The organism is Streptomyces pratensis, assembly GCF_016804005.1.
In the GTDB taxonomy this organism is placed as follows: Bacteria; Actinomycetota; Actinomycetes; order Streptomycetales; family Streptomycetaceae; genus Streptomyces; species Streptomyces pratensis_A.
In genome coordinates this window covers 5,539,323-5,564,876 of the sequence record NZ_CP051486.1, presented here as the reverse complement: position 1 = coordinate 5,564,876, position 25,554 = coordinate 5,539,323, and the positions used below count along the sequence as shown (strand labels likewise).

Sequence of the window (25,554 nt, the reverse complement as noted above, 5' to 3'; positions counted from 1 at the left end):
TGCCGGATTCCGGCGCCCCGCGCTAGAGTCCCGGGCACAGGAACGTTACTGATCAGTAGAGGGAGCGTGGGTATGCGGCTCGGCATCAATCTCGGTTACTGGGGTGCGGGGATGGACGGCGACAACCTCGCCGTGGCCCAGGAGGCCGACCGGCTCGGCTACGACGTCTGCTGGGTGGCCGAGGCATACGGCTCCGATGCCCCGACGGTGCTGGCCTGGGTCGCGGCCCGGACCGAGTCCATCGACGTGGGCTCCGCGATCATGCAGATCCCGGCCCGTCAGCCCGCCATGACGGCCATGACCGCGGCCACTCTCGACTCGCTCTCCGGAGGCCGTTTCCGCCTCGGCCTCGGCGTCTCGGGACCCCAGGTGTCCGAGGGCTGGTACGGCGTCAAGTTCGACAAGCCGCTGGCCCGCACCCGCGAGTACGTCGAGATCGTGCGCAAGGCCATGACCCGCGAGCGGCTGTCCTACGAGGGTGAGCACTGGACGCTGCCGCTGCCCGACGGCCCCGGCAAGCCCATCAAGCTGACCGTCCACCCGGAGCGCGAGCACATTCCGCTCTACATCGCCGCGATCGGCCCGAAGAACCTCGAGCAGACCGGTGAGATCGCCGACGGCGCCCTGCTGATCTTCCCGTCCGCCGAGCACATCGAGGAGACCGCGGTGAAGCACCTGCGGGCCGGACGGGAGAAGGCCGGGAAGACGATGGACGGCTTCGACGTCTGTCCGACCGTGCCGCTGGCGGTCGGCGACGACATCAACGGCCTCGCCGACATGTTCCGCCCCTACACCGCGCTCTACGTCGGCGGCATGGGCAGCCGCAAGCAGAACTTCTACAACCAGCTCGCCCAGCGCATGGGGTACGAGAAGGAGGCCGCCGAGATCCAGGACAAGTACCTGGCCGGCGACAAGGCCGGAGCGGCGGCCGCCGTACCGCACCAGCTCATCGACCAGACCACGCTGCTCGGCTCGGTGGACCGGATCGCCGAGCGGATGCAGGCGTACGCGGCCGCCGGTGTCACGACGCTGACCCTCGCCCCTGCGGGCTTCACGCTCGACGAGCGGCTCGCGGCCCTGCGCGCCGGCACCGACGCCCTGGAGCGCTCCGGCCTCGCCGCCTGAGCACCGGCGCAGCACTACGGCCGTGGTGGGGGCTCGGGGGTCCTCCCCGCCACGGCCGTCGTACGGAACAACGCGCCGTGCGGCCCCCGGGTTACGCCCCGTACTCCTCCGGGGACGCCCGGGCAGGTCCCGGCGCCGTACGGGCCCCCGTTCGGCCCTGCCCTGCCACGCTCGTGTTGCCTACCGACGCGTACCGATTTTGACTGTTCCTCTGCGGACACCGGTGCGAAAGGTGGCAGTGATGCTCTCGGCAAAGAGTCTGTTCCAGGAGATCCTCGACGACGACGAGTCGTTCCGGCTGTTCTGCTCGATCGCCGCAGGCGGGGAGACGCAGGGCGGCTGGGAGAACGGGCGCATCGCCTCACTCGTCCCTCCGGGACTGCGCGAACTGGCGCCCAAGGTCGCCCGGCACGGTGCCGACGAGGACAAGCACGGCCGGATCTTCAACGCCCTGCTGAAGCAGCGCGGACTGCAGCCCGTGGCGGTGCCGTACGAGACCGACTACACCCTCCTGCTCGAGCGCCGGGGGATCGGTCTCGCCCACGACCGGCTCAGCCGTGAGGAACCGCTCAGCGAGCGGGACGTCATCGTCTACCTGGCCCACAGCAGGGTCACCGAACAGCGGGCCTCCGAGCAGATGCGGCTCCTGCTCAAGCACTTCGCCGACCACCCCGTCCTCGGCCGCGCCGTGAAGATGATCTCGCGTGACGAGGACAACCACCTCGCGTACTGCCACGAGGAACTCCTCCGCTTCGCCCGGGCCGGACACGGCAGGACGATCCAGTCCGTCCTGCGGGAGTGCGCCCACGCCGAGATCCAGGTGTACCGCGACGTCAGCCTCGCCGTGATGAGCCACATGGGCAGGGTGCTGCGCTGGCCCCGCCCCAAGGCCGCCGTACTGGCCGCGGGCATCCACGCGATGTACGCCTACGAGCGGCTGGTGGGATGGCGGCGCATGGTGAGCCTCGAACAGCCCGCCCTGCGGGACGCGCTGGGCACCCCCGCCGTGCTCGGGACCGAGTACGCCTGAGCCGCGCGCCCTACATCCAGCCGCGGCGCTTGAACAGGCGGTACAGCCCGGCCACCGCGAATCCCATCAGCACGATCACCGCCGGGTAGGTCCAGGCCCAGTCGAGCTCGGGCATGTGCTCGAAGTTCATCCCGTAGATGCCGGCCACCATCGTGGGTACGGCGGCCATGGCGGCCCATGCCGAGATCTTCCGCATGTCGTCGTTCTGCCGCACGCCCACCTGCGCCAGATGTGCCGACAGGATGTCCGAGAGCAGCCGGTCGAGACCCTCCACGTGCTCGACGGCGCGCGTCAGGTGGTCGTTCACGTCCCGGAAGAACGGCTGCGACTCGGTGTCGACGAACGGCACGCCCGCGCTCGACAGCCGCGCCATCGGCGCGCTCAGAGGATTGGTCGCCCGGCGGAATTCGAGCACCTGCCGCTTGAAGGTGTAGATGCTCGCCGCAGTGTTCTTGGAGTCGCCGGAACCCGTTGGGGCGAAGACCTGGGCCTCAAGCTCCTCCAGGTCGACCTGGAGCTCCGCCGCGACGTCTATGTAGTGGTCCACCACCGCGTCACTGACCGCGTAGAGCACCGACGTGGGGCCGTGCCTGAGGACTTCGGGCTCTGCCTCCAGCCTGCGCCGGACCGCCGCGAGGGGCGCTCCCTCGCCGTGCCGCACCGTCACCACGAACGAGTCGCCTATGAACAGCATCAGCTCGCCGGCGCTCACGGTGTCGCTCTCCGGCTCGTAGACCACCGGCTTGATGACCACGAACAGCGAGTCGTCGTAGATCTCCAGCTTGGGACGCTGATGGGCGCGCAGGGCGTCCTCCACCGCCAGCGGATGCAGGGAGAACTCGCTGGTGACGAGGTCGAACTCCTTCTCCGTCGGCTCGTGCAGCCCGATCCAGACGAAGGCGTCCCCGCTGGCCCGTGCCTCGTCGAGGGCATCGGAGAAGTCGGCGGGGCCTTCGGTCCGGCGCCCGTCCCGGTAAATTCCGCAGTCGACGATCACGCCGCGCATTCTTCCCTGCCGCGAGGCATTCACGCACCTCTACGCTGACAGGTATGCCCACGCTCATCCTCGTACGCCACGGACGCTCGACCGCCAACACCTCCGGAGTGCTCGCCGGCCGGACGCCCGGTGTCTCCCTCGACGATCGCGGTGCCGAACAGGCCGCCGCGCTCCCCGGCCGGCTGGCCGCCCTCACCTTCGCCGCTGCGGTCAGCAGCCCGCTTCAGCGCTGCCGGGAGACGCTCCAGCCGCTGCTCGACGCCCGGCCCGACCTCGAACTGCACACGGAGGACCGGATCAGTGAATGCGACTACGGTGACTGGTCGGGGCGCAAGCTCGCCGAGCTCTCCGACGAACCGCTCATGCGGGTCGTCCAGCAGCACCCTTCGGCCGCCGCCTTCCCCGGCGGTGAGTCCATGCGGGCCATGCAGGCCCGGGCCGTCGACGCCGTGCGGGACTGGAACGCCCGCATCGAGGCGGACCACGGCGAGGACGCCACGTACCTGATGTGTTCGCACGGCGACATCATCAAGGCCCTCGTCGCCGATGCGCTCGGCATGCACCTCGACCTCTTCCAGCGCATCCAGGCCGACCCCTGCTCCGTCACCGCGATCCGCTACACCCGGCTCCGCCCCTACCTGCTCCGCCTCGGCGACACCGGCGACTTCGCGTCGCTCGCCCCGCGCGAACAGGCCATCGGCGCCGACGCGGCGGGGGCGACGGCAACGGATGCGGCCGTCGGGGGCGGCGCTGGGGCGCCGTGATCGCTCCGCGCAGTAGGGTGGACGCGCCGTAGAGGCCTTGCGGGACATCCCGCCCGGCCCGGGGCCGCCCCCATCCGCCATCTCATTCTCAAGGGAGACAGGACGTGTCCCGTCAGGTGTTCCTCTACGACCCACCGGACCGTTTCGTGGCCGGCACGGTCGGGCTGCCTGGCCGCCGTACGTTTTTCCTCCAGGCATCCTCGCGGGGACGGGTCACGAGTGTGGCCCTGGAGAAGACCCAGGTCGCCGCGTTGGCCGAACGGATCGACGAACTCCTCGACGAGGTCGTCCGGCGGACCGGCGGCAATTCACCGGTGCCCGCAGTGGCACCCATGGACGTCACCGACACCGCGCCGCTCGACGCCCCCGTCGAGGAGGAGTTCCGGGTCGGCACGATGGCGCTCGCCTGGGACGGCGAGGAGCAGCGCATGATCGTCGAGGCGCAGGCTCTCGTCGAGCTGGACGCAGACTCCGAGGACGACCTCGCGGAGGCCGAGGAAAGGCTTCTGCAGGACGAGGAGAACGGTCCTCCGATGCTGCGTGTGCGGCTGAGCGGCGCTCAGGCGCGGGCGTTCGCCAAACGCGCGCTGGACGTGGTGAACGCCGGCCGCCCGCCCTGCCCGCTGTGCAGCCTCCCCCTCGACCCGGAAGGACACGTATGCCCGCGCCAGAACGGATACCGTCGCGGGGCCTGACGGAGGCCGGGCTGCGCACCCTGCTCGCCGAGGGGGAGCTCACGGTCCTCGGCCGGGTCCGGGGCGCGTCGAACGCGGTGCTGTACTGCACGGTCGCCCACGAGGGCGAGGAACGCCACTGCGTCTACAAGCCGGTCGCCGGCGAGCAGCCGCTCTGGGACTTCCCCGACGGCACCCTGGCCCAGCGCGAGGTCGCGGCGTACGAGATCTCCGAGGCCACCGGCTGGGGGCTCGTGCCGCCCACGGTGCTGCGGGAGGGCCCCTACGGCAGGGGCATGTGCCAGCTCTGGATCGAGGCCGAGGCGGATGACGTCGCCGGGGACGGTGACCGGCCCGCCGGCGGTCTGCCGCCCCTGCTCGCACTCGTCGAGGACGAGGAGCCCGGGGACGGCTGGAAGGCCGTAGGCCTCGCCGAGGTGGGGGAGGGTAGGACGGCGCTGCTCGTGCACGCCGACGATCCCCGGCTGCGCAGGCTCGCCGTCCTGGACGCGGTGATCAACAACGGTGACCGCAAGGGCGGGCACCTGCTGCCCGCCGCCGGCGGACGGCTGTACGGCATCGACCACGGTGTCACCTTCAACGCGGACGACAAGCTGCGGACGCTCCTCTGGGGGTGGGCGGGCGAACCGCTGACGGCGGAGGCCGTCGAAGTGCTCGACCGGCTGTCCGCCGGCCTGGAACCGGGCGCGGTGCTCGCAACCCGGTTGGGGGAACTGATCACGGCCGCGGAGACCGACGCCCTGCGCGGCCGGGTGGAGAGCCTCCGCAAGTCCGGCCGGCACCCGCAGCCGAGCGGCGACTGGCCGCCGATCCCCTGGCCGCCCGTGTGACGGTCCCGGACCCGGGTCTGCCTGTGAGGCGGTTCCGGGCCCGCGCTCGCCTGTGTGGCGGTTTCGGGCCCGTGTCTGCCTGTGTGGCGGGCCCGGGCGGGCGCCCGGTCTGCGCGCCGTCCCGCTTCGGGCCTGTGACCGTTCCGGACCCGCACCCGGTCTGTGACGGTCCCGGGCCCGGCGTGCGCATGCGAGCGTTCCGTACCGTTCCGCAGCTGCCCGGGTGGCGGTCACGGGCCTGTGCCGGCCCGTCCGGCCGCTCTGCGAGCCGTGCCGTACCGCGCCTGCGGGGAAGCCCGGAGACCTGTCCGCGATCGAGCCCGCCCGGGAGCCGACGGGGAGCCGGAAGGCCTCCTCCCCGGACCGCCGGGTACGCCATGGCCCCGGAGGGTTTCCTCGCCACCGGCAGGCCGCCCCGGCCACCCGTGCCCGTGCGGGACATCCAGGCGGACCCGTCCGGCGTACGGGACGGTCGGGCATGGGCCGGCCTGATCCCGGGCGCACCGCGCCCGTCGGGTGACCGCCGACACCCGTGAACCAGGCCGCCGCTCCGGTTCGGCAAGCGCTGGTCAGACGAGAAGTGCCGCGCGCGCAAGACCGCCTCTTCGGCCACGATCTGCCATCCGGTTCGTATCCGGAAGCATCGTCCGGTTACGCTCATGACATGCATGCCTGGCCCGCTTCTGAGGTCCCCGCCCTGCCTGGCAAGGGCCGCGACCTTCGGATCCACGACACCGCGACCGGCGGACGGATCACCCTTGACCCCGGTCCCGTCGCCCGCATATACGTCTGCGGCATCACGCCGTACGACGCGACCCACATGGGTCATGCGGCGACCTACAACGCGTTCGACCTCGTTCAGCGCGTGTGGCTCGACACCAAGCGGCAGGTTCACTACGTCCAGAACGTGACCGACGTGGATGACCCTCTGCTGGAGCGGGCCGTGCGCGACGGCGAGGACTGGACCGAACTCGCGGAGCGCGAGACCGCCCTCTTCCGGGAGGACATGACCGCTCTTCGCATGCTTCCCCCGAAGCACTACATCGGGGCGGTCGAGGCGATACCCGGCATCGTCCCGCTCGTGGAGCGCCTCCGCGACGCCGGCGCCGCCTACGAACTCGACGGCGACGTGTACTTCTCCGTCGACTGCGACCCGCACTTCGGCGAGGTCTCGGGCCTCGACGCCGAGGCCATGCGGCTGCTCTCCGCCGAGCGCGGCGGAGACCCGGAGCGTCCCGGCAAGAAGAACGCGCTCGACCCGATGCTCTGGATGGCCGCCCGTGAGGGCGAGCCCAGCTGGGACGGCGGCAGCCTGGGCCGTGGCAGGCCCGGCTGGCACATCGAGTGCGTCGCCATCGCGCTGGACCACCTGGGCATGAGCTTCGACGTCCAGGGAGGCGGCTCCGACCTCGCCTTCCCGCACCATGAGATGGGCGCCTCGCACGCCCAGGTGCTGACCGGCGAGCATCCCTTCGCCCGTGCCTACGTACACGCCGGCATGGTCGCCCTGAACGGCGAGAAGATGTCCAAATCCAAGGGCAACCTCGTCTTCGTGTCGGCACTGCGCCGGGACGACGTGGACCCCGCCGCGATCAGGCTCGCCCTGCTGGCGCACCACTACAGGTCCGACTGGGAGTGGACCGACCAGGTGCTGGCCGACGCCGTCGAGCGCCTCGCCCGGTGGCGTGCCGCCGTCTCCCGGCCCGACGGGCTCTCCGCCGACGCCCTGGTCGAGGAGGTCAGGGAGGCCCTGGCCGACGACCTGGACGCCCCGGCCGCACTCGCCGCCGTGGACCGCTGGGCCGAGCGGCAGAGCTCGGACGGCGGTACGGACGAGGGTGCGCCCGGAGTCGTCTCACGCACCGTCGACGCCCTGCTGGGCGTCGCGCTGTAGACGTCCCGGACACACCGCCGAACGGCCCCGGGCTCCGCGAGAGATCGCGGAGCCCGGGGCCGTTCCTCACGACGCGGACGGCGGGTCAGTCGTCCGAGGCGTCCTCGTCCGGCCCGCTCGGCGGCGGGTCCTCGGGTACGGCGTTCCCGTCGGTGTCCTTGGGACGGCCCTTCTCCGGACGCTGCGGCTTCGGCGGCCTCGTACGTCCGCTCGACGTGTCCCGCAGATACGGCACGTCACCGCTCTCCGTGGCATGACCGCCGGGTGCCTGGCCCGGGCCGCCGACGTCCCTGCGCCGCAGGTACCGCTCGAATTCACGCGCGATGGCCTCGCCGGACGCCTCGGGAAGCTCGGCGGTGTCCCGCGCCTCCTCCAGCGTCTGCACGTACTCCGCGACCTCGCTGTCCTCGGCGGCCAGCTGATCGACCCCGAGCTGCCACGCGCGGGCGTCCTCGGGCAGCTCGCCCAGCGGGATCCGCAGCCCGAGCAGATCCTCGAGCCGGTTCAGGAGCGCCAGCGTCGCCTTCGGGTTCGGCGGCTGCGACACGTAGTGCGGCACCGCCGCCCAAAGGCTCACCGCGGGCACCCCCGCGTGCGTGCAGGCCTCCTGGAGGATGCCCACGATGCCGGTCGGCCCCTCGTACCGGGTCTCCTCCAGATCCATGGTCCTCGCCAGATCCGGATCCGAGGTGACCCCGCTGACGGGCACCGGCCTGGTGTGCGGGGTGTCGCCGAGCAGCGCCCCCAGGATGACCACCATCTCGACGCCCAGCTCATGCGCGAAGCCCAGGATCTCGTTGCAGTACGAGCGCCAGCGCATCGAGGGTTCGATGCCACGGATCAGCACCAGGTCGCGGGGCTTCTCGCCGCCGACCCGGACCACGGAGAGCCGCGTGGTGGGCCAGGTGATCTTGCGCGTCCCCCCGTCCATCCACACTGTGGGCCGGTTGACCTGGAAGTCGTAGTAGTCCTCGGCGTCGAGCGCCGCGAAGACCTCGCCCTTCCACTCCCGGTCCAGATGTGCCACCGCTGTGGAGGCGGCGTCACCGGCGTCGTTCCAGCCCTCGAACGCGGCCACCATGACCGGGTCGACCAGCTCGGGTACCCCCTCGAGCTCGATCACCCAGGCCTCCTTCCGAAGTTCCCTTGTGTACGGACCAACCTTACGGCTTCCGCCCTGTTCCGCCGCAGCCCGTTTGCGTGACGAGCTGAAGCGTGCAGCCTCTTGATTCATCCGAGCTGTACCGGCCGAAAATGATCAAAATTCCTTCGGACCCTGGACTGTGAGGCCTGCGGGAGGTTATACATCGGATGACCATTGAGAGATCCGATGTTATTCCCCTGGGGGCGCACATGAGTCTGACCGTCATCGATTTCGAGGTCGACGACATCCGGTTCCCCACCTCGGAAGAGCTGGACGGTTCGGACGCCATGAACCCCGACCCCGACTACTCCGCCGCCTATGTGGTGCTGCGCACGGACGGCGCGGACGGTGCGGGCGAGGAGGGGCACGGTTTCTGCTTCACCATCGGGCGCGGCAACGATGTCATGGCGGCGGCCATGGAGACGCTCCGCTCCTACGTGGTGGGACGCCCCGTCCCGCGTACCGCCGCTGACCTGGCCGCCCTGTACCGCACGCTCACGCACGATTCGCAGTTGCGCTGGCTCGGCCCGGAGAAGGGTGTGATGCACATGGCCGCCGGGGCCGTCGTCAACGCGGCCTGGGACCTCGCGGCGAGACTGGCGGGGAAGCCCGTCTGGCAGTTCCTCGCGGAGATGACCCCGGAGGAGCTCGTCTCCCTCGTCGACTTCCGCTACCTCACGGACGCCCTCACCCCGGAGGAGGCGCTCGGCATCCTCCGCGCCGCCGAGCCGGGCCGCGCCGAGCGCACCGAGCGGCTGCTGGCCGAGGGGTATCCCGCCTACACGACCTCGCCGGGCTGGCTGGGGTACGACGACGACAAACTCGTGCGCCTGGCCGAGGAGGCCGTCGCCGACGGGTTCACCCAGATCAAGCTGAAGGTCGGCGCCGATCTGGACGACGACGTCCGCAGGCTCGCGCTCACCCGCCAGGCCGTGGGTCCCGGCATCCGGATCGCCGTCGACGCCAACCAGCGCTGGGACGTGGCCGGCGCGGTGGAGTGGATGAAGGCGCTCGCCCCTTACGACCCGTACTGGATCGAGGAACCGACCAGCCCCGACGACGTGCTCGGTCACGCAGCCGTGCGCGCCGGCCAGCCGGTCAAGGTCGCCACCGGCGAACACATCGCCAACCGGGTCGTGTTCAAGCAGCTGCTCCAGGCCGGCGCGGTCGACTTCGTGCAGATCGACGCCGCACGCGTCGCGGGCGTCAACGAGAACCTCGCGGTCCTGCTGCTCGCCGCCAAGTACGGCGTCCCGGTCTGCCCCCACGCCGGCGGTGTCGGACTCTGTGAACTGGTCCAGCACCTCTCGATGTTCGACTACGTCGCGGTCTCCGGCAGCTGGGAGGACCGCGTCATCGAGTACGTCGACCATCTCCACGAACACTTCGCCGACCCGGCCGTCGTCGAGGACGGCCGCTATGTCACCCCCCGCGAACCGGGCTTCTCGGCCCGGATGCTCCCCGCCTCGATCGCCGGACACCGCTACCCGCAGGGCCCCGTCTGGCAGGCCCGCCGCACACCCGAGGAGACCGCCCGATGACCGGTACGCAGGATTTCGACGGACTGTCCGCTCTGGTGACGGGCGGCGCATCCGGCATCGGGGCCGCCGTGGCGGCCCTGCTGCTCGCCCGCGGGGCGCGAGTCGCGGTGCTCGACCTCGATCCCGGGGGCGCTCCGGAGGGAGCACTCGCGCTCCGGGCCGACGTGACGGACGACGACGCCGTACGGAACGCGGTCGACCGGGCCGCCGAGGAGCTCGGCGGGCTCCACACCCTGGTGTCGAACGCGGGAATCGGCTCGATCGGCACCGTCGAGGACAACACCGACACGGAATGGACGCGCGTTCTCGACGTCAACGTGCTCGGCATGGTCCGCACCGCCCGCCACGCGCTGCCCCATCTGCGCCGTTCCGCCGCCGGGCGGCCCGGGGCCGTGTCGATCACCCAGACCTGCTCCATCGCCGCGACCGCCGGTCTGCCGCAGCGCGCGCTCTACAGCGCGAGCAAGGGGGCCGTGCTCTCCCTCACCCTCGCGATGGCCGCCGACCACGTCCGCGAGGGGATCAGGGTCAACTGCGTGAATCCCGGCACCGCGGACACCCCCTGGATCGGCCGGCTGCTCGGGCAGGCCGAGGACCCCGCAGCGGAGCGATCCGCGCTCGACGCCCGTCAGCCGCTGGGACGGCTGGTCTCCGCCGACGAGGTGGCCGCCGCCGTCGTCTACCTCGCGAGCCCGGCGGCCGCGTCCGTCACCGGCACCGCACTCGCCGTCGACGGCGGGATGCAGGGCCTGCGTCTGCGCCCCGCCGCGCCCTCACAGGCTTGAACGCAGCCATTGCTCCACGCTCGCCACATGGACCGTCGCCCAGGACCGGGCCGCCTCCGCGTCCCGGTCCCGCAGCGCGGAGAGAATCGCCCGGTGCTCGTGCAGGGTGCGGCTGACCGCGTCCTCCTGGGTCAGCCCCCGCCACACCCTGGCCCGGGTGGTCGGGCCTGACAGCCCGTCGAGCAGGGAGCACAGCACCGAATTTCCGGAGGCCTTGACGATGCCCCGGTGGAACTCCAGGTCGCCGGCGACCAGTGCCTCCACCGAGGGATCGGGCCCCAGCGCGTCCAACTGCGCGTCCAGCGCGTCCAGCTGGTCCTCCTCGATCCGCGACGCCGCCATCGCCGTGGCCGCCGGCTCCAGGATCCGGCGGACCGCGAGGAACTCCAGCACCGTGTCGTCGCGGTGGAAGTCCACCACGAAGCTGAGCGCCTCCAGGAGGAGCTGCGGGTCCAGGCTGGTGACGTAGGTGCCGTCGCCCTGGCGTACGTCGAGGATCCGGATCAGCGACAGCGCGCGTACCGCCTCGCGCAGCGAGTTCCGTGACAGACCGAGCTCGGCCGCGAGCTCGCTCTCCTTGGGAAGCCGGTCTCCCGGGGCCAGCGCACCTGAGACGATCATTCCCTTGATTTTCTCGATCGCTTCGTCGGTGACGGCCATGTGGGGCCTCCTCGCACACAAGACATCCGATGTATGTCCTCATTATGCGGCCAGGGACGGAGGAGGGGCCCCACGGGTCCGTACGGGGTTCCGCAGGTCATTCCCAGAGGGTGGAGGGCGCCTCGCGCCGGACGACCGGGGCGACCTCCTCGGCGAACCGCTGCAGCGTCTCCAGCTGTTCGCCGTACGAGAGGCCGAAGCCGTCCACGGTGACCGACTGCAGATCGTGCCGGTACGCCGTGTGGAAGCCGAGGATCTTGTCGATGATCTGCTGCGGGGAGCCGATGAGCTGGGGACCGTCGGCCATCGCGTCCTCGATCGTGCGGAACGGTGTGTTGTAACCGGCCCTTCCCTCCAGGTGCGGCCTGAAGGACTGGGAGACCTTGGCCTCGTACAGCTCCTTGTAGCGTTCGACGGTCTTCTGCGGGGTGTCCGCGATCAGCAGGCCGCCGGACCCCGCCGCCACGCGCGCGCCCGCCGGATCGTGTCCGTACGCCTCGTACCGCTCGCGGTAGTGGGCGATCAGCCGCGCGTACGCTTCACGCGGCTGGATCGCGTTGGCGGTGAACAGGGGATCGCCGTGCTCGGCCGCCAGGTCCGGTGAGTTGAGACTGGTCGCGGAGCCGTGCCAGACGCGCGGCGGCCCGGCGTAGGGGCGCGGCACGGTCGTCACGTTCTTCAGCGGCGGACGGAACTCGCCCTCCCAGTCGACCCCTTCCTCGCTCCACAGCCGCCGCAGCAGCTCGTACTTCTCCTTCTGCAGGTCCCACTGCCGCTCCTCGTCGAGACCGAACAGGCTGAAGTGACCGGCCTCGGCGCCCTTCCCCACGACGAGCTCGAGCCTGCCCCGCGCGATCTGGTCGAGTGTCGCGAACTCCTCCGCCACCCGTACCGGATCGAGGATCGCGACGACCGTGACCCCGGTCAGCAGCCGGATGGCGGAGGTCCTGGCGGCCAGCGCGCCGAGGACCACCCCCGGGCTCGAGGAGAGGAACGGCCCCGCGTGCCGTTCCCCGACCGCGTAGGCGTCGAACCCGAGGCGCTCGGCCGCGACACCGGTCTCGATCACCTCATGGAACCGCTGTGCCGCCGAGGGGAGTTCGCCCGTCAGGGGATGCGGGGCACGGCCGACGAGAGAGAGTACGGAGAACTTCAAGGGGCCTTCCTTCCGGTCGCGGCGAGTGGTCAGGCGGCGGCGAGGCCGAGATGGCCGCGCAGGGTCCGGGCGGTGTACGCCGTGCGGAAGAGCCCGCGCCGCTGCAGGACGGGGACCAGCCCGGCGACGATCGCGTCCAGGTCGTCGGGGAGCGCTGCCGGCCGAAGCCGGAAGCCGTCGGCGCCGCCCTCCCGGAACCACTCCTGGAGAAGGTCCGCCAGTCCCTCGGGCGTGCCGGAGAAGACAGCGGCGTCCGAGGTGAACGGGGAGCCTGCGGCCTTCTCCAGACCGGCCCGGCGCGCGTCGGCCGCCTCCTTGCTGTCGCCCAGCACGACATCGACGTCGGCGAAGACCCGCAGCGCGCCGGCGGGCCTGCCCGCCTCCTCCCGCAGTGCCTCGACCTCCTCGCGTACGGCGACCAGTCCGGCGGTGTCCGCCGGAGTCACGAAGACGACGTCGCCGTGCGCGGCCGCCAGCCGGTAGGGGACCGTGGCGTGCGCCAGGAGCGTCACCGGCGGTCTGCCCTGCGGGGAGGACACACCGGTGCCCCACGCCCCGGTCGCCTCGGTCAGGAACTCATCGGCCCGCGCGAAGAGTTCCGCCACCCGCCGGTCGCCCTCGGGGGTGCCTAGAACCGCCAGGAGGGCGGCGTGCTCCGCGTTGCTCGTCGTGGCCCGGGGCCGCACTCCCGCGCGCCCCGCACTCAGATGGTCGAGGGTCGCGATCCGTGTGGCCCAGGCGGTGGGGTCCCCCGTCGTCGGCCCCAGCGGAACGAGCCCGATCCGGTCGGTGACCTGTGCGGCCAGGGCGAGCAGCAGCGCGGAGTCGAGCCGCCCGGGGCCGTCCTCGACCGTGATGAAGTCGAGCAGTCCGGCCTCGGCGCCACGCACGAGCCGGGCGTACTCCTCGGGTGCGAAGGGCCTGGCGGGCGCGGCCGGATGCGAACCGGCGCCGTTCAGCGCCGCTGACAGATGGAATCCCTGGTGTTCGGACATCTCTCCACTGTCCCCGCGTCACATTGCGCCCGTGTGGCGGCGGCATGGCACGCCGGGCGGCCCCGTGCCGCGGGGGCGGTCATCCCCGCCGGGAGACCGCCCCTGTTCCTGTGCGCCTCCGTCAGCGCCCTTCGGCCAGCAGGTCCTCGACCCTCGCCCGGATGTCGTCCGTCGCCAGGCCACGGATCGTCAGCGTCGTGCGGCGCCGCAGCACGTCGTCCGCCGTCTCGGCCCACTCGCGGTCGCGCGCGTACGCCACCTGTGCCCAGATCTCCGGGGCGTCGGGGTGGATGCGCTCGGCCAGCACCGGGTTCTCGTTGGCCAGCCGTGCGATGTCGAAGGAGAGGGAACCGTAGTGGGTGGCGAGGTGCCGGGCCGTGTCGGCCGACATCCTCGGCCCCGGCGTACCGCCGTCGACCAGCAGCCGGTGCGCGACCGCGTTCGGGTTGGCGATACCGGGCAGCGGCACCTTCTTCGGCAGCCGCGCCATCGGCTCCATGTCCTCGGCGAGGGGGTGCCCGGGCAGTTCGGCCAGCTTGTTCATCACCGTACGGCCGATGTGGCGGAACGTCGTCCACTTGCCGCCCGCGACGGACAGCATCCCGCCGCGGCCCTCGGTCACCACCGTCTCGCGCTTGGCCTTCGAGGTGTTCCCGGGGCCTCCCGGCAGTACCCGGAGCCCCGCGAACGAGTAGGTGATCAGGTCGCGGGACAGCTGCTGGTCCCGGACCGAGAACGCCGCCTCGTCGAGGATCTGAGCAGTGTCCTTCTCGGTGACCGCCACATCGGCCGGGTCGCCCTCGTACTCCTCGTCGGTCGTACCGAGCAGCAGCATGTCCTCCCACGGCAGGGCGAACGTGATCCGGTACTTGTCGATCGGTGTCGCCAGGGCCGCCTTCCACGGGCGGGTGCGCTTGAGCACGAGGTGCGCGCCCTTGGACAGACGTATGGAAGGCGCCGAATTCGGGTCCTCCAGCTTCCGCAGGTGGTCGACCCACGGGCCGGTGGCGTTCAGCACCAGACGGGCGTTCACGCCGAACTCCGTACCGTCCTGCCGGTCCTCCAGCTCGGCCCCGGTGACCCGGCCCTTGGTGAACCGCAGCCCGGTCACGGCGGCGTGGTTGAGGACGACGGCGCCGGCGTCGACTGCCGCGCGGACGGTCATCAGCGCCATCCGGGCGTCGTTCATCTGGTCGTCGCCGTAGACCGCGACGGCCTTCAGATTGTCCGTACGCAGCTCGGGCACGTCGCGCTGCGCCCGCGCCGGGCTGATCACATGCCCGACGCCGTCACCGAACGCGGACAGCGCCGAGTAGGCGAAGACACCCGCGCCGAGCTTGGCCGCGCCGTGCGGCCCGCCCTTGTAGACGGGCAGGTAGAAGGTGAGCGGATTGGCCAGGTGCGGGGCGACCTGACGGGACACCGCGCGCCGCTCGAAGTGGTTCTCCGCGACCAGCTTCACCGCCCCGGTCTGGAGGTAGCGCAGACCGCCGTGGAGCAGCTTGGAAGAGGCGGAGGAGGTGGCGCCGGCGAAGTCGCCGGCGTCCACCAGGGCCACCCGCAGTCCGGACTGCGCCGCATGCCAGGCGGTGGAGATGCCCAGGATGCCGCCGCCGATCACCAGGAGGTCGTACGTCGCCTTGGAAAGCTGCTCCCGGGTCTCGGCGCGGCTCGGGAGGGAGCCGGAGGCCGGATGCGTCCCGAGGGCGGGGACGCTCTGCAGGGTGGTCATGTCGATTGCTCCTCAGATCTCTTCGTCCTCGATCCAGCCCATGGTCCGTTCGACGGCCTTGAGCCAGCTCTTGTACTCGCGGTCACGGGTGGCCGCGTCCAAACGGGGTGTCCACTCGGCGGCGCGGCGCCAGTTGGCACGCAGCGCGTCGGTGTCCGGCCAGAAGCCGACGGCGAGGCCGGCGGCGTAGGCGGCGCCGAGGCAGGTGGTCTCGGCGACCATGGGGCGCACCACGGGCGCGTCCAGGAAGTCGGAGAGCGTCTGCATCAGCAGGTTGTTGGAGGTCATTCCGCCGTCGACCTTGAGCGCGGTCAGTTCGACGCCGGAGTCCTTGGTCATGGCGTCGCTGATCTCGCGGGTCTGCCAGGCGGTGGCCTCGAGCACGGCACGGGCGATGTGCGCCTTGGTGACGTACCGGGTGAGTCCGGCGATGACCCCGCGGGCGTCGGGACGCCAGTACGGGGCGAACAGGCCGGAGAACGCGGGCACGAAGTAGGCGCCGCCGTTGTCCTCGACGGAGGAGGCGAGCGTCTCGATCTCGGCCGCGGACTTGATCAGGCCCATCTGGTCGCGCATCCACTGGACCAGCGACCCGGTGACGGCGATGGAGCCCTCGAGGGCGTACACCGGCTTCTGGTCGCCGATCTGGTAGCCGACGGTCGTCAGCAGCCCGTTGTACGAGTTCACCGGGGTGTGGCCCGTGTTCATCAGCATGAAGGTGCCGGTGCCGTACGTGGACTTGGCCTCGCCCTGGGCGAAGCAGGTCTGGCCGAACAGCGCGGCCTGCTGGTCGCCGAGCGCGGAGGCCACCGGGACGCCGTCGAGGACGCCGCCCTTGGCGGTGCCGTACACCTCGGCGGAGGACCGGATCTCCGGAAGGACGGCCGAGGGGATCTCCATCGACTGGACGATCTTGTCGTCCCACTGCATCTTGTGCAGGTTCATCAGGAGGGTGCGCGAGGCGTTGGTGACGTCGGTGACGTGGACGCCGCCGTCGGTGCCGCCGGTCAGGTTCCAGATGACCCAGGAGTCCATGGTGCCGAAGAGGATGTCGCCCCGCTCGGCGCGCTCGCGCAGTCCCTCGACGTTGTCGAGCAGCCAGCGGACCTTCGGGCCGGCGAAGTACGACGCGAGCGGCAGCCCCGTCTCGCGGCGGAAGCGGTCCTGGCCGACGTTGCGGCCGAGCTCCTTGCAGAGGGCGTCGGTGCGGGTGTCCTGCCAGACGAGGGCGTTGTGGACGGGCTCACCGGTGTTCTTGTCCCAGAGCAGGGTGGTCTCGCGCTGGTTGGTGATGCCGATCGCCTTGACGTCGGCGGAGGTGATGCCGGCCTTGACGATGGCCCCCGCCACGACCTCCTGGACGTTCTCCCAGATCTCGGCCGCGTCGTGCTCGACCCAGCCGGGCTTGGGGAAGATCTGCTCGTGTTCCTTCTGGTCGACCGAGACGATCCGGCCGTCCTTGTCGAAGACGATGCAGCGGCTGGAGGTGGTGCCCTGGTCGATGGCCGCGATGAACGGGCCGGTGGTGTGTGCGTCGGTCACGGTTGGCTCCCGGAAGTCTGTGTGATGTGCAGTTGTGGCTCAGGCGAAGGCGAGGTTGTAGAGCCCGCCCGCGAGTGCGGCCCCGATGAGCGGTCCTACCACCGGTACCCAGGCGTAGCCCCAGTCCGACCCGCCCTTGTTCGGCAGCGGGAGCAACGCGTGCACGATTCGCGGACCGAGGTCGCGCACCGGGTTGATCGCGTAGCCGGTCGGGCCGCCGAGCGACAGGCCGATTCCGACGACCACCAGCGCGGTGATCAGGGCACCGAGCGCGCCGAGTCCGTTGCCCTCGTCGTTCAGGCCCTGGGTGAGGATCGCCAGGACGAGCACGAACGTGGCGATGATCTCCGTGACGACGTTCTGAACCCCGTTCCGGATCTCCGGGCCCGTGGTGAAGATGCCGAGCACGGGGCCCGCCTTCGGCGCCGCCGACTGGTCGACCATGCCCTCCTCGGAAGGCTGGTCCTTCACGATCTCGGGATCGGTGAGGTGCGCGTGGAACTGTCCGTAGTAGACGGCCCAGACGAGCACGGCGCCGATCATCGCGCCGAACAGTTCGGAGGCGAGGTACAGCGGCACGTCGCTCCACGCGGTGCCGCCCTGGATCGCCAGGCCGATCGTGACCGCCGGATTGAGGTGGGCGCCGGACACGCCGGAGGCTATGTAGGCGCCGGTCAGTACGGCGAAGCCCCACCCGAAGGTGATGGCCAGCCACCCGGCGTTGTGCGCCTTGGAGCGCTTGAGCGTGACGGCGGCACAGACACCGCCGCCGAGCAGTACGAGAACGGCGGTACCGATGGTCTCGCCGATGAAGATGTCGGAGCTGGACACCCGTGACTCCTTTGTCCTTCGTCCAGGGGAAGGCGAAACACCGGGTCCCTCCGGTGGATCGCACCCCCAGGTGGGTACTCGTTCGACACGGGTACTTCACCTGTAGGGCTTGACCGGCCCTCGGCACTGTCACACCCTAACGCTTATTGCCGTTACGTGTTCGACAATGCCGACCGGTGAACGGCAATGTTTCTCCCCGATGACGGGTGCGTCAAGAGGTGTGTGACGCGCGACTCGATCGTTACCGGCGGCGCGGATGCCCCCGGGCCTGATCGCCGGAGGCGTAACGCGCGCCCCGGGGCCGGCCGCCGGTGGCGCTGCGGGTGGTGTGCCGGGCGTGGCCCCCGGTGGTGGCTCCGCGGCACGGGCCGGGAGGGACCCCGGCGCGTGCCACGGCGCCAGGGGCCCCGGTGCTGTGGCGCGCGCCAGGGACCCCGGCGCCCAAGGGCGGTCAGAAGCGTCCGGCGCCCAGATCGCGGGAGACGGCGCGGGCGCAGTCCCGTACGGCCGCGACGAGCTCGGGCCGCAGTTCCCCGCCCGTGCAGACGCGCTCCACGGCGCCGGTCACGGCCACGGCGCCGACCGGCATCCTGCGCCGGTCGTGGATGGGGGCGGCCACCGCCGCCACGCCCTCCCAGGTCTCCTCGACATCGGCTGCCCAGCCCTGCGCCCGGATCAGGTCGAGCAGCGACTCGAACTCCTCCTCGCCCGTGACCGTGCGCGGCGTGAAGGACCGCCGCTCCACCTCGGTGGCCTCGCTGTGTGCGACCGGGTCGTACGCGGCCAGGACCTTGCCCAGGGCGGTGGAGTGCAGCGGCTGCATGGCTCCGACCTCGAGCACCTGACGGCTGTCGTCGGGCCGGAAGACGTGGTGGACGATCAGGACCCCGTGCTGGTGCAGCACGCCCAGGTGGACGCTCTCGCCGCTGGAGCGGGCCAGGTCGTCGGTCCATACGAGCGCGCGCGCCCGCAGTTCGTGCACGTCGAGGTAGCTGTTGCCCAGACGCAGCAGCTCGGCGCCGAGCTGGTAGCGGCCCGACGCGGTGTCCTGCTCCACGAAGCCCTCGTGCTGGAGGGTGCGCAGAATGCCGTGCGCGGTACCTTTGGCCAGGCCCAGCGACGACGAGATGTCGGACAGGCCGAGCCGGCGCTCGCCGCCTGCCAGCAGACGCAGCATCGCCGCTGCCCGCTCGAGCGACTGGATGTTCTTCGCCATCGCGCCGTACTCCTCCACCTCGGTTCGACAATGCTGAACACTATCGGTCGATGCCGACCTCTGTCCGGTGGCGCGAAGATTATGCGTCATCTCGATGAGGGGCCCGTTCCCCGCTCAGCATGCAGTCCGCCCCGTGGGACGAGATGACCGGCCCGGGCGCCTCCCGGCTACGCTGGCCGCGTGCCCCCTCTGCAGAGGGGCGCAAAGCCGACAGCCGTCGCATCCCAGGGAGAACATCCATGGCCTCGTCGCCGACCCCCGCAGCCGACAGCCGGAACCGAGCCGCAGCGCTCCGTGAGGCGCTCGCCACCCGGGTGGTGGTGGCCGACGGTGCCATGGGCACCATGCTCCAGGCCCAGGACCCGACCCTCGAGGACTTCGAGAACCTCGAAGGCTGCAACGAGATCCTGAACGTCACCCGCCCCGACATCGTCCGCTCGGTGCACGAGGAGTACTTCGCGGTCGGCGTGGACTGCGTCGAGACGAACACGTTCGGAGCCAACGCCTCCGCCCTGGGCGAGTACGACATCCCCGGCAGGATCCACGAGCTCTCCGAAGCCGGCGCGAGCATCGCCCGCGAGGTGGCCGACCGCTTCACGCAGTCCACCGGACAGCAGCGCTGGGTACTCGGCTCCATCGGCCCGGGCACCAAGCTGCCGACGCTCGGCCACGCCCCGTACACGGTCCTGCGCGACGGCTTCCAGGAGAACGCCGAAGGGCTGATCGCCGGCGGCGCCGACGCGCTCATCATCGAGACCACGCAGGACCTCCTGCAGACCAAGGCCGCCGTGCTGGGTGCGCGCCGTGCCCTGGAGGCGATGGGCAGCGACCTCCTGGTGCTGTGCTCACTGGCCTTCGAGACGACCGGAACCATGCTGCTCGGTTCCGAGATCGGCGCCGCGCTCACCGCCCTCGAACCGCTCGGGGTCGACATGATCGGCCTGAACTGTTCGACCGGCCCCGCGGAGATGAGCGAGCACCTGCGCTATCTCACACGCCACTCCCGCATCCCGCTGCTCTGCATGCCGAACGCGGGGCTGCCGGTCCTGACCAAGGACGGGGCCCACTTCCCGCTCGACGCCGAAGGCCTGGCCGACGCCCAGGAGACCTTCGTCCAGGAGTACGGGCTCTCCCTCGTCGGCGGCTGCTGCGGTACGACCCCGGAGCACCTGCGCCAGCTCGTCGACCGTGTCCGTGGCTCCGAGCTCACCCCCCGTGCCCCGCGCCCAGAGCCGGGAGCGGCCTCCCTCTACCAGACCGTCCCGTTCCGCCAGGACACCTCGTACCTCGCGATCGGCGAGCGTACGAACGCCAACGGATCCAAGAAGTTCCGTGAGGCCATGCTCGACGCGCGCTGGGACGACTGCGTGGAGATGGCCCGCGACCAGATCCGCGAGGGCGCGCACATGCTCGACCTCTGCGTCGACTACGTGGGACGCGACGGCGTCGCCGACATGGAGGAGCTGGCCGGCCGTTTCGCCACCGCCTCCACCCTGCCGATCGTCCTCGACTCCACCGAGGTGCCCGTCCTGCGCGCCGGCCTGGAGAAGCTGGGCGGCCGGGCCGTGCTGAACTCGGTCAACTACGAGGACGGCGACGGCCCGGAGTCCCGCTTCGCCAAGGTCAGCGGCCTGGCCGCCGAGCACGGGGCCGCGCTGATCGCGCTGACCATCGACGAGGAGGGCCAGGCCCGCACCGTCGAGCACAAGGTGGCCATCGCCGAGCGGCTCATCGAGGACCTCACCACCAACTGGGGCATCCACGAGGCGGACATCCTCATCGACTGCCTGACCTTCACGATCTGCACGGGCCAGGAGGAGTCCCGCAAGGACGGGATCGCCACGATCGGGGCGATCCGCGAGCTGAAGCGGCGCCACCCCGACGTACAGACCACGCTCGGCCTGTCCAACATCTCCTTCGGCCTCAACCCGGCCGCCCGGGTCGTGCTGAACTCCGTGTTCCTGGACGAGTGCGTGAAGGCGGGTCTGGACTCCGCGATCGTGCACGCCTCCAAGATCCTGCCCATCGCCCGGCTGGAGGAGGAGCAGGTCAAGGTCGCCCTCGACCTCGTCTACGACCGCCGAGAGGAGGGCTACGACCCCCTCCAGCGGCTCATGGAGCTCTTCGAGGGCGTCAACATGAAGTCCATGAAGCAGGGCAAGGCGGAGGAGCTCCTGGCCCTGCCGCTGGACGAGCGTCTCCAGCGCCGCATCATCGACGGCGAGAAGAACGGCCTGGAGACCGACCTCGACGAGGCGCTGCGGACCCGGCCCGCGCTCGAGATCGTCAACGACACCCTCCTGGAGGGAATGAAGGTCGTGGGCGAGCTCTTCGGTTCCGGCCAGATGCAGCTGCCCTTCGTGCTGCAGTCCGCCGAGGTCATGAAGAGTGCGGTGGCCTACCTCGAACCGCACATGGAGAAGACCGACGACGACGGCAAGGGCACCATCGTGCTGGCCACGGTCCGTGGTGACGTCCATGACATCGGCAAGAACCTGGTCGACATCATCCTGTCCAACAACGGCTTCAACGTGGTCAACCTGGGCATCAAGCAGCCCGTCTCCGCGATCCTGGAAGCCGCGGAGGAGCACCGCGCCGACGTGATCGGCATGTCGGGCCTCCTCGTGAAGTCCACCGTGATCATGAAGGAGAACCTGGAGGAGCTGAACCAGCGCAAGATGGCGGCCGACTACCCGGTGATCCTCGGCGGCGCCGCTCTGACCCGGGCCTACGTCGAACAGGACCTGCATGAGATCTACGAGGGCGAGGTGCGCTACGCCCGCGACGCGTTCGAGGGCCTCCGGCTCATGGACGCCCTCATCGCGGTCAAGCGCGGCGTCCCGGGTGCCAGCCTCCCCGAGCTGAAGCAGCGCCGCGTGCCCAAGCGGGACACCCCGCTGGTCGAGGCCGACGAGCCGGAGGAGGGCGTGCGGTCCGACGTCTCGGTCACCAACCCGGTCCCCGAGCCGCCGTTCTGGGGCACCCGGGTGGTCAAGGGCATCCAGCTCAAGGAGTACGCCTCCTGGCTGGACGAGGGCGCCCTCTTCAAGGGGCAGTGGGGCCTCAAGCAGACCCGTGCCGGTGACGGACCGACCTACGAGGAGCTCGTGGAGCGGGAGGGCCGGCCGCACCTGCGCGGCTGGCTGGACAAGCTCCACACCGAGAACCTCCTGGAAGCCGCCGTCGTCTACGGGTACTTCCCCTGCGTCTCCAAGGGCGACGACCTGATCCTGCTGCACGAGGACGGATCGGAGCGCACCCGCTTCACGTTCCCGCGCCAGCGCCGGGGCCGCCGCCTCTGCCTCGCGGACTTCTTCCGCCCCGAGGAATCGGGGGAGACCGACGTCATCGGACTCCAGGTCGTCACCGTCGGATCGAAGATCGGCGGGGCCACCGCCGAGCTGTTCGAGTCGAACTCCTACCGCGACTACCTCGAGCTGCACGGACTGTCCGTGCAGCTGGCCGAGGCACTCGCCGAGTACTGGCACGCGCGGGTCAGGAGCGAGCTCGGCTTCGCCGGCGAGGACCCGTCCGATGTCGAGGACATGTTCGCCCTGAAGTACCGCGGAGCGCGTTTCTCCCTGGGCTACGGGGCCTGCCCCGACCTGGAGGACAGGGCCAAGATCGCCGACCTCCTGGAGCCCGAGCGCATCGGCGTGAAGCTGTCCGAGGAGTTCCAGCTTCACCCCGAGCAGTCCACGGACGCCATCGTCATCCACCATCCGGAGGCGAAGTACTTCAACGCACGGTAGGACTCCGTTCAACTCGCGGTAACTCATCACTCCGCGCGCCGTGAGCACACGAGTCGTAGAATGGTCGGTCCAGTGCAGGCCGGTCGCCGTTCCCACCGGGAAGGCGGCCGGCCTTCTCGTCCCTCATGGAGGTGTGCCGGATGACCAGTACGGTCCCCGCGTCCCTGACCCGTACGGCCGAAGGGTCCGCGCTGCAAGCGGTCCTGCTCGACATGGACGGCACACTGGTCGACACCGAAGGATTCTGGTGGGACGTGGAGGTGGAGGTCTTCGCCGACCTCGGTCACCGGCTGGACGAGGTGTGGCGTGAGGTGGTCGTCGGCGGGCCGATGACCCGCAGCGCCGGGTACCTCATCGAGGTCACCGGTGCCGACATCGCCATCGAGGAACTCACGGTGCTGCTCAACGACCGCTTCGAGAAGCGCATCGGGCGCGGTGTGCCGCTGATGCCGGGAGCAGCCCGGCTGCTCGCCGAACTCGCCGCGCACGAGGTGCCCACCGCTCTGGTCTCCGCCTCGCACCGGCGCATCATCGACCGGGTCCTGGACTCGGTGGGCCGCCACCACTTCGCGCTCACGGTCGCGGGGGACGAGGTGACCCGCACCAAGCCCCACCCCGAGCCCTACCTCGCGGCCGCGGCGGGCTTCGGGGCGGATCCGTGGCGCTGCGCGGTGGTCGAGGACACCGCGACGGGAGTCGCCGCGGCCGAGGCGGCAGGTTGCCGCGTCGTCGCGGTGCCTTCGGTGGCACCCATCGCCCCGGCGCCCGGGAGAGTGGTCGTGCCCTCCCTGGAGCAGGTGGACCTCGCCTTCCTGCGGGGCCTCGTCGCGTCCGAGTGACCGCCGGTCCGCCGGGGTGTTTTCGTCGGCAGGCGACAGGAACACCGGTGCGAAGTCTGTTTGTTCCGCGCTTTGACGACCCGCATAAATCAGGTCCATGTCAATGCGGTCAGCACCGGGACGGCGTGATGTTCGTCACTCGATGTGACGTCCTGCGCCCCTCGGGGCCGGCTCAGGTGTCCGTTTCGTGACCCCATAAGTCCGTATTGATGGAGTCGTGTACGAAACATTCCCGAGCGTGACGTGGACAACCCGTCATGGCTGATCACCGAGCGAATTCATGCCCGATCCGCACCGGTCAAGCACCCCTTCGGCGCCTACTAATCTCAGTTTTCTCACATGCCGGAATGAGGGAGAACGTCCAGATGAACCGCAAGACGCTGGTGTTGCCGGCCGTAGTGGGCCTGCTCGCGCCCGTGCTCGCCGCCTGTGGCGGGTCGGACGGCGGGGACGACGCCATCGTGGTCGGGACGACGGACCAGTTCATCGCCTCGGAGGACAACCCGGCCCCGCTCGACCCGGCCATCGGCTACGAGGCGGGTGTGTGGAACCTGCTGCGCCAGACCGTGCAGACGCTGACCCACATACCGCGCGGCGGTGGCGAGCCGGTGCCCGAGGCGGCCGAGAGCTGCGCCTTCACCGACACGGAGAACGAGAGCTACCGCTGCACGCTGCGTGACGGGCTCACCTTCGCGGACGGCACCCCCGTCACCCCGGAGGATGTGAAGTACTCCATCCAGCGCGTCCTCGACATCAAGGACGAGAGCGGCCCGGTCGGCCTGCTGGCCAACATCGACACGATCGAGACCAAGGGCGACAACCAGGTCGTCTTCCACCTGAGCACCCCGGACGCGACCTTCCCCTACAAGCTCGCCACCCCGCCCGCCGGCATCGTCCAGAAGGACAAGTACCCGGCCAAGACCCCCCGCGACGGCTTCCAGGTCGACGGCTCCGGCCCGTACACCATGGAGCCGGAGGTCAAGGACAACCAGGTCGTCAAGGTGGTCTTCACCAAGAACCCGAAGTACAAGGGTGATCTGAAGATCAGGAACGAGAAGGTCGAACTGGACCTGTTCCCCGACGCGGTGGCGATGGGGAAGGCGCTCGACGACAAGAAGATCGACATGATGACGCGCAACATGTCGCCCGAGCAGGCCCAGGAGATGCTGGCGAAGCCGGAGGAGGGCGTGAAGCTCACCGAGATGCCCGGTCTCGCCATCAGCTACCTCGCGTTCGACACCGAGGACCCCGTGGTGAAGGACAAGGCCGTACGTCAGGCGATGGCCCAGGTCATCGACCGCGGCGCCATCGCCAGCAAGGTGTACGGCAGCACTGCCGAGCCGCTCTACTCGCTGATCCCGTCCGGCATCACCAGCCACACCAACTCGTTCTTCAACAAGTACGGTGAGCCCAGCGTCTCGAAGGCCGCCGAGATGCTGGAGAAGGCCGGCATCAGTACCCCTGTGAAGTTCACCCTGCACTACACGACCGACCACTACGGCCCGGCCACCAAGTCCGAGTTCGAGATGTTGGCGAAGCAGCTCAACGAGTCGGAGCTGTTCGAGGTCGACGTCAAGGGCACGCCGTGGGACAAGTACCGCCCCGCGCAGAAGAAGGGTGACTACGCGGTCTACGGCATGGGCTGGTTCCCCGACTTCCCGGACCCGGACACCTACATCGCGCCGTTCCTCGACGAGAGCAACTTCCTCAACTCGCCGTACAACTCGACCGAGGCGCAGAAGACCCTGATCCCGCAGTCCCGCCGCGAGGCGGACCGCAGCGCCGCGGCGCCGGCCTTCGAGAAGCTCCAGGACATCGTTGCCAACGACGTCCCCGTGCTCCCCGTCTGGCAGGGCAAGCAGTACGTCGCCTCACTCGACGGTGTGACCGGGGTGGAGTGGGCCGTCAACTCCTCGGCCGACCTCCAGCTCTGGGAGCTCGGACGCGGCGAGTCCTGACCCGGCAGCTTCCGGAAACGGGCGCGGTCCGGGGCCACTGGCCCCGGACCGCGCCCGTTTCCGTCAGT

20 protein-coding genes are annotated in these 25,554 nt (G+C 70.4%); 11 read left to right on the top strand and 9 right to left on the bottom strand.

Annotated features, from left to right (window positions below):
- Positions 1-72 precede the first annotated feature (72 nt).
- The gene (locus HED23_RS22800) at positions 73-1,125 is read left to right on the top strand and encodes an LLM class F420-dependent oxidoreductase (protein WP_203185237.1); all 1,053 of its coding nucleotides are present in this window, start codon (positions 73-75) and stop codon (positions 1,123-1,125) included.
- 241 nt (positions 1,126-1,366) lie between these two features.
- The gene (locus HED23_RS22795) at positions 1,367-2,155 is read left to right on the top strand and encodes a ferritin-like domain-containing protein (RefSeq protein WP_203185236.1); all 789 of its coding nucleotides are present in this window, start codon (positions 1,367-1,369) and stop codon (positions 2,153-2,155) included.
- Between the two features lie 10 nt (positions 2,156-2,165).
- Here HED23_RS22795 and corA read toward each other — a convergent pair whose 3' ends face one another.
- Positions 2,166-3,161 carry a magnesium/cobalt transporter CorA gene (gene corA, locus HED23_RS22790; protein WP_203185235.1) on the bottom strand — a complete coding sequence of 332 codons (996 nt, stop codon included), beginning with the start codon at positions 3,159-3,161 and terminating at the stop codon, positions 2,166-2,168.
- Between the two features lie 44 nt (positions 3,162-3,205).
- Here corA and HED23_RS22785 point away from each other — a divergent pair, with 44 nt between their 5' ends.
- From HED23_RS22785 to mshC, 4 genes are all read left to right on the top strand, one after another.
- Positions 3,206-3,916, top strand: a complete 711-nt coding sequence (locus HED23_RS22785) for a histidine phosphatase family protein (RefSeq protein ID WP_203185234.1) — start codon at positions 3,206-3,208, stop codon at positions 3,914-3,916.
- A 104-nt stretch (positions 3,917-4,020) separates the two neighbouring features.
- Positions 4,021-4,611 carry a DUF3090 domain-containing protein gene (locus HED23_RS22780; protein ID WP_033304581.1) on the top strand — a complete coding sequence of 197 codons (591 nt, stop codon included), beginning with the start codon at positions 4,021-4,023 and terminating at the stop codon, positions 4,609-4,611.
- Complete coding sequence (locus tag HED23_RS22775; RefSeq protein WP_203185233.1) at positions 4,575-5,441, top strand: SCO1664 family protein; 867 nt, start codon at positions 4,575-4,577, stop codon at positions 5,439-5,441. The genes HED23_RS22780 and HED23_RS22775 overlap by 37 nt, the downstream gene beginning before the upstream one ends.
- Positions 5,442-6,105: 664 nt before the next feature.
- Complete coding sequence (mshC, locus tag HED23_RS22770) at positions 6,106-7,335, top strand: cysteine--1-D-myo-inosityl 2-amino-2-deoxy-alpha-D-glucopyranoside ligase (RefSeq protein ID WP_203185232.1); 1,230 nt, start codon at positions 6,106-6,108, stop codon at positions 7,333-7,335.
- Positions 7,336-7,420: 85 nt separating this feature from the next.
- Here mshC and HED23_RS22765 read toward each other — a convergent pair whose 3' ends face one another.
- Positions 7,421-8,458 (bottom strand): PAC2 family protein, encoded by a 1,038-nt coding sequence (locus tag HED23_RS22765; protein ID WP_203185231.1) that lies wholly within the window; start codon positions 8,456-8,458, stop codon positions 7,421-7,423.
- A 230-nt stretch (positions 8,459-8,688) separates the two neighbouring features.
- On the opposite strand from HED23_RS22765, the gene HED23_RS22760 reads away from it, so the two are divergent.
- Both HED23_RS22760 and HED23_RS22755 read left to right on the top strand, forming a co-directional pair.
- A complete protein-coding gene (locus HED23_RS22760; protein ID WP_203185230.1) occupies positions 8,689-10,020 on the top strand; it encodes an L-fuconate dehydratase in 1,332 nt (443 codons plus the stop codon).
- Entirely contained in the window at positions 10,017-10,805 is a 789-nt protein-coding gene (locus HED23_RS22755) for an SDR family NAD(P)-dependent oxidoreductase (protein WP_203185229.1), read from the top strand. Before HED23_RS22760 ends, HED23_RS22755 begins: the two co-directional genes overlap by 4 nt.
- Here HED23_RS22755 and HED23_RS22750 read toward each other — a convergent pair.
- The 7 genes from HED23_RS22750 to HED23_RS22720 form a co-directional block, all read right to left on the bottom strand.
- Positions 10,794-11,465 carry a FadR/GntR family transcriptional regulator gene (locus HED23_RS22750; protein ID WP_203185228.1) on the bottom strand — a complete coding sequence of 224 codons (672 nt, stop codon included), beginning with the start codon at positions 11,463-11,465 and terminating at the stop codon, positions 10,794-10,796. The two genes, HED23_RS22755 and HED23_RS22750, sit on opposite strands and share 12 nt — an antisense overlap.
- 97 nt (positions 11,466-11,562) lie before the next feature.
- Entirely contained in the window at positions 11,563-12,621 is a 1,059-nt protein-coding gene (locus HED23_RS22745; RefSeq protein ID WP_203185227.1) for an LLM class flavin-dependent oxidoreductase, read from the bottom strand.
- Between the two features lie 29 nt (positions 12,622-12,650).
- A complete protein-coding gene (locus HED23_RS22740) occupies positions 12,651-13,616 on the bottom strand; it encodes an LLM class flavin-dependent oxidoreductase (protein WP_203185226.1) in 966 nt (321 codons plus the stop codon).
- Between the two features lie 121 nt (positions 13,617-13,737).
- Complete coding sequence (locus tag HED23_RS22735) at positions 13,738-15,348, bottom strand: glycerol-3-phosphate dehydrogenase/oxidase (RefSeq protein WP_203185225.1); 1,611 nt, start codon at positions 15,346-15,348, stop codon at positions 13,738-13,740.
- A 12-nt stretch (positions 15,349-15,360) separates the two neighbouring features.
- Entirely contained in the window at positions 15,361-16,890 is a 1,530-nt protein-coding gene (gene glpK / locus HED23_RS22730) for a glycerol kinase GlpK (RefSeq protein ID WP_203185224.1), read from the bottom strand.
- Positions 16,891-16,929: 39 nt separating this feature from the next.
- The gene (locus tag HED23_RS22725) at positions 16,930-17,721 is read right to left on the bottom strand and encodes an MIP/aquaporin family protein (RefSeq protein ID WP_203185223.1); all 792 of its coding nucleotides are present in this window, start codon (positions 17,719-17,721) and stop codon (positions 16,930-16,932) included.
- Positions 17,722-18,172: 451 nt separating this feature from the next.
- On the bottom strand, positions 18,173-18,937 hold the full coding sequence (locus HED23_RS22720) for an IclR family transcriptional regulator (RefSeq protein WP_238442080.1): 765 nt from the start codon (positions 18,935-18,937) through the stop codon (positions 18,173-18,175).
- A gap of 239 nt (positions 18,938-19,176) precedes the next feature.
- On the opposite strand from HED23_RS22720, the gene metH reads away from it, so the two are divergent.
- The 3 genes from metH (at position 19,177) to HED23_RS22705 (ending at position 25,486) form a co-directional block, all read left to right on the top strand.
- Complete coding sequence (gene metH, locus HED23_RS22715) at positions 19,177-22,689, top strand: methionine synthase (RefSeq protein WP_203185221.1); 3,513 nt, start codon at positions 19,177-19,179, stop codon at positions 22,687-22,689.
- A 140-nt stretch (positions 22,690-22,829) separates the two neighbouring features.
- Positions 22,830-23,528 carry an HAD family hydrolase gene (locus tag HED23_RS22710; RefSeq protein ID WP_203185220.1) on the top strand — a complete coding sequence of 233 codons (699 nt, stop codon included), beginning with the start codon at positions 22,830-22,832 and terminating at the stop codon, positions 23,526-23,528.
- Between the two features lie 365 nt (positions 23,529-23,893).
- The gene (locus HED23_RS22705) at positions 23,894-25,486 is read left to right on the top strand and encodes an ABC transporter substrate-binding protein (protein WP_203187600.1); all 1,593 of its coding nucleotides are present in this window, start codon (positions 23,894-23,896) and stop codon (positions 25,484-25,486) included.
- Positions 25,487-25,554 lie beyond the last annotated feature (68 nt).

What these genes read in the sequence shown, in the direction of transcription:
- HED23_RS22800 (WP_203185237.1), top strand. Translation starts at nt 73, where the DNA reads ATGCGGCTCGGCATCAATCTCGGTTACTGGGGTGCGGGGATGGACGGC.
- HED23_RS22795 (WP_203185236.1), top strand. Translation starts at nt 1,367, where the DNA reads ATGCTCTCGGCAAAGAGTCTGTTCCAGGAGATCCTCGACGACGACGAG.
- corA (WP_203185235.1), bottom strand. Translation starts at nt 3,161, where the DNA reads ATGCGCGGCGTGATCGTCGACTGCGGAATTTACCGGGACGGGCGCCGG.
- HED23_RS22785 (WP_203185234.1), top strand. Translation starts at nt 3,206, where the DNA reads ATGCCCACGCTCATCCTCGTACGCCACGGACGCTCGACCGCCAACACC.
- HED23_RS22775 (WP_203185233.1), top strand. Translation starts at nt 4,575, where the DNA reads ATGCCCGCGCCAGAACGGATACCGTCGCGGGGCCTGACGGAGGCCGGG.
- mshC (WP_203185232.1), top strand. Translation starts at nt 6,106, where the DNA reads ATGCATGCCTGGCCCGCTTCTGAGGTCCCCGCCCTGCCTGGCAAGGGC.
- HED23_RS22760 (WP_203185230.1), top strand. Translation starts at nt 8,689, where the DNA reads ATGAGTCTGACCGTCATCGATTTCGAGGTCGACGACATCCGGTTCCCC.
- HED23_RS22755 (WP_203185229.1), top strand. Translation starts at nt 10,017, where the DNA reads ATGACCGGTACGCAGGATTTCGACGGACTGTCCGCTCTGGTGACGGGC.
- HED23_RS22750 (WP_203185228.1), bottom strand. Translation starts at nt 11,465, where the DNA reads ATGGCCGTCACCGACGAAGCGATCGAGAAAATCAAGGGAATGATCGTC.
- HED23_RS22740 (WP_203185226.1), bottom strand. Translation starts at nt 13,616, where the DNA reads ATGTCCGAACACCAGGGATTCCATCTGTCAGCGGCGCTGAACGGCGCC.
- HED23_RS22735 (WP_203185225.1), bottom strand. Translation starts at nt 15,348, where the DNA reads ATGACCACCCTGCAGAGCGTCCCCGCCCTCGGGACGCATCCGGCCTCC.
- HED23_RS22720 (WP_238442080.1), bottom strand. Translation starts at nt 18,937, where the DNA reads ATGGCGAAGAACATCCAGTCGCTCGAGCGGGCAGCGGCGATGCTGCGT.
- metH (WP_203185221.1), top strand. Translation starts at nt 19,177, where the DNA reads ATGGCCTCGTCGCCGACCCCCGCAGCCGACAGCCGGAACCGAGCCGCA.
- HED23_RS22710 (WP_203185220.1), top strand. Translation starts at nt 22,830, where the DNA reads ATGACCAGTACGGTCCCCGCGTCCCTGACCCGTACGGCCGAAGGGTCC.
- HED23_RS22705 (WP_203187600.1), top strand. Translation starts at nt 23,894, where the DNA reads ATGAACCGCAAGACGCTGGTGTTGCCGGCCGTAGTGGGCCTGCTCGCG.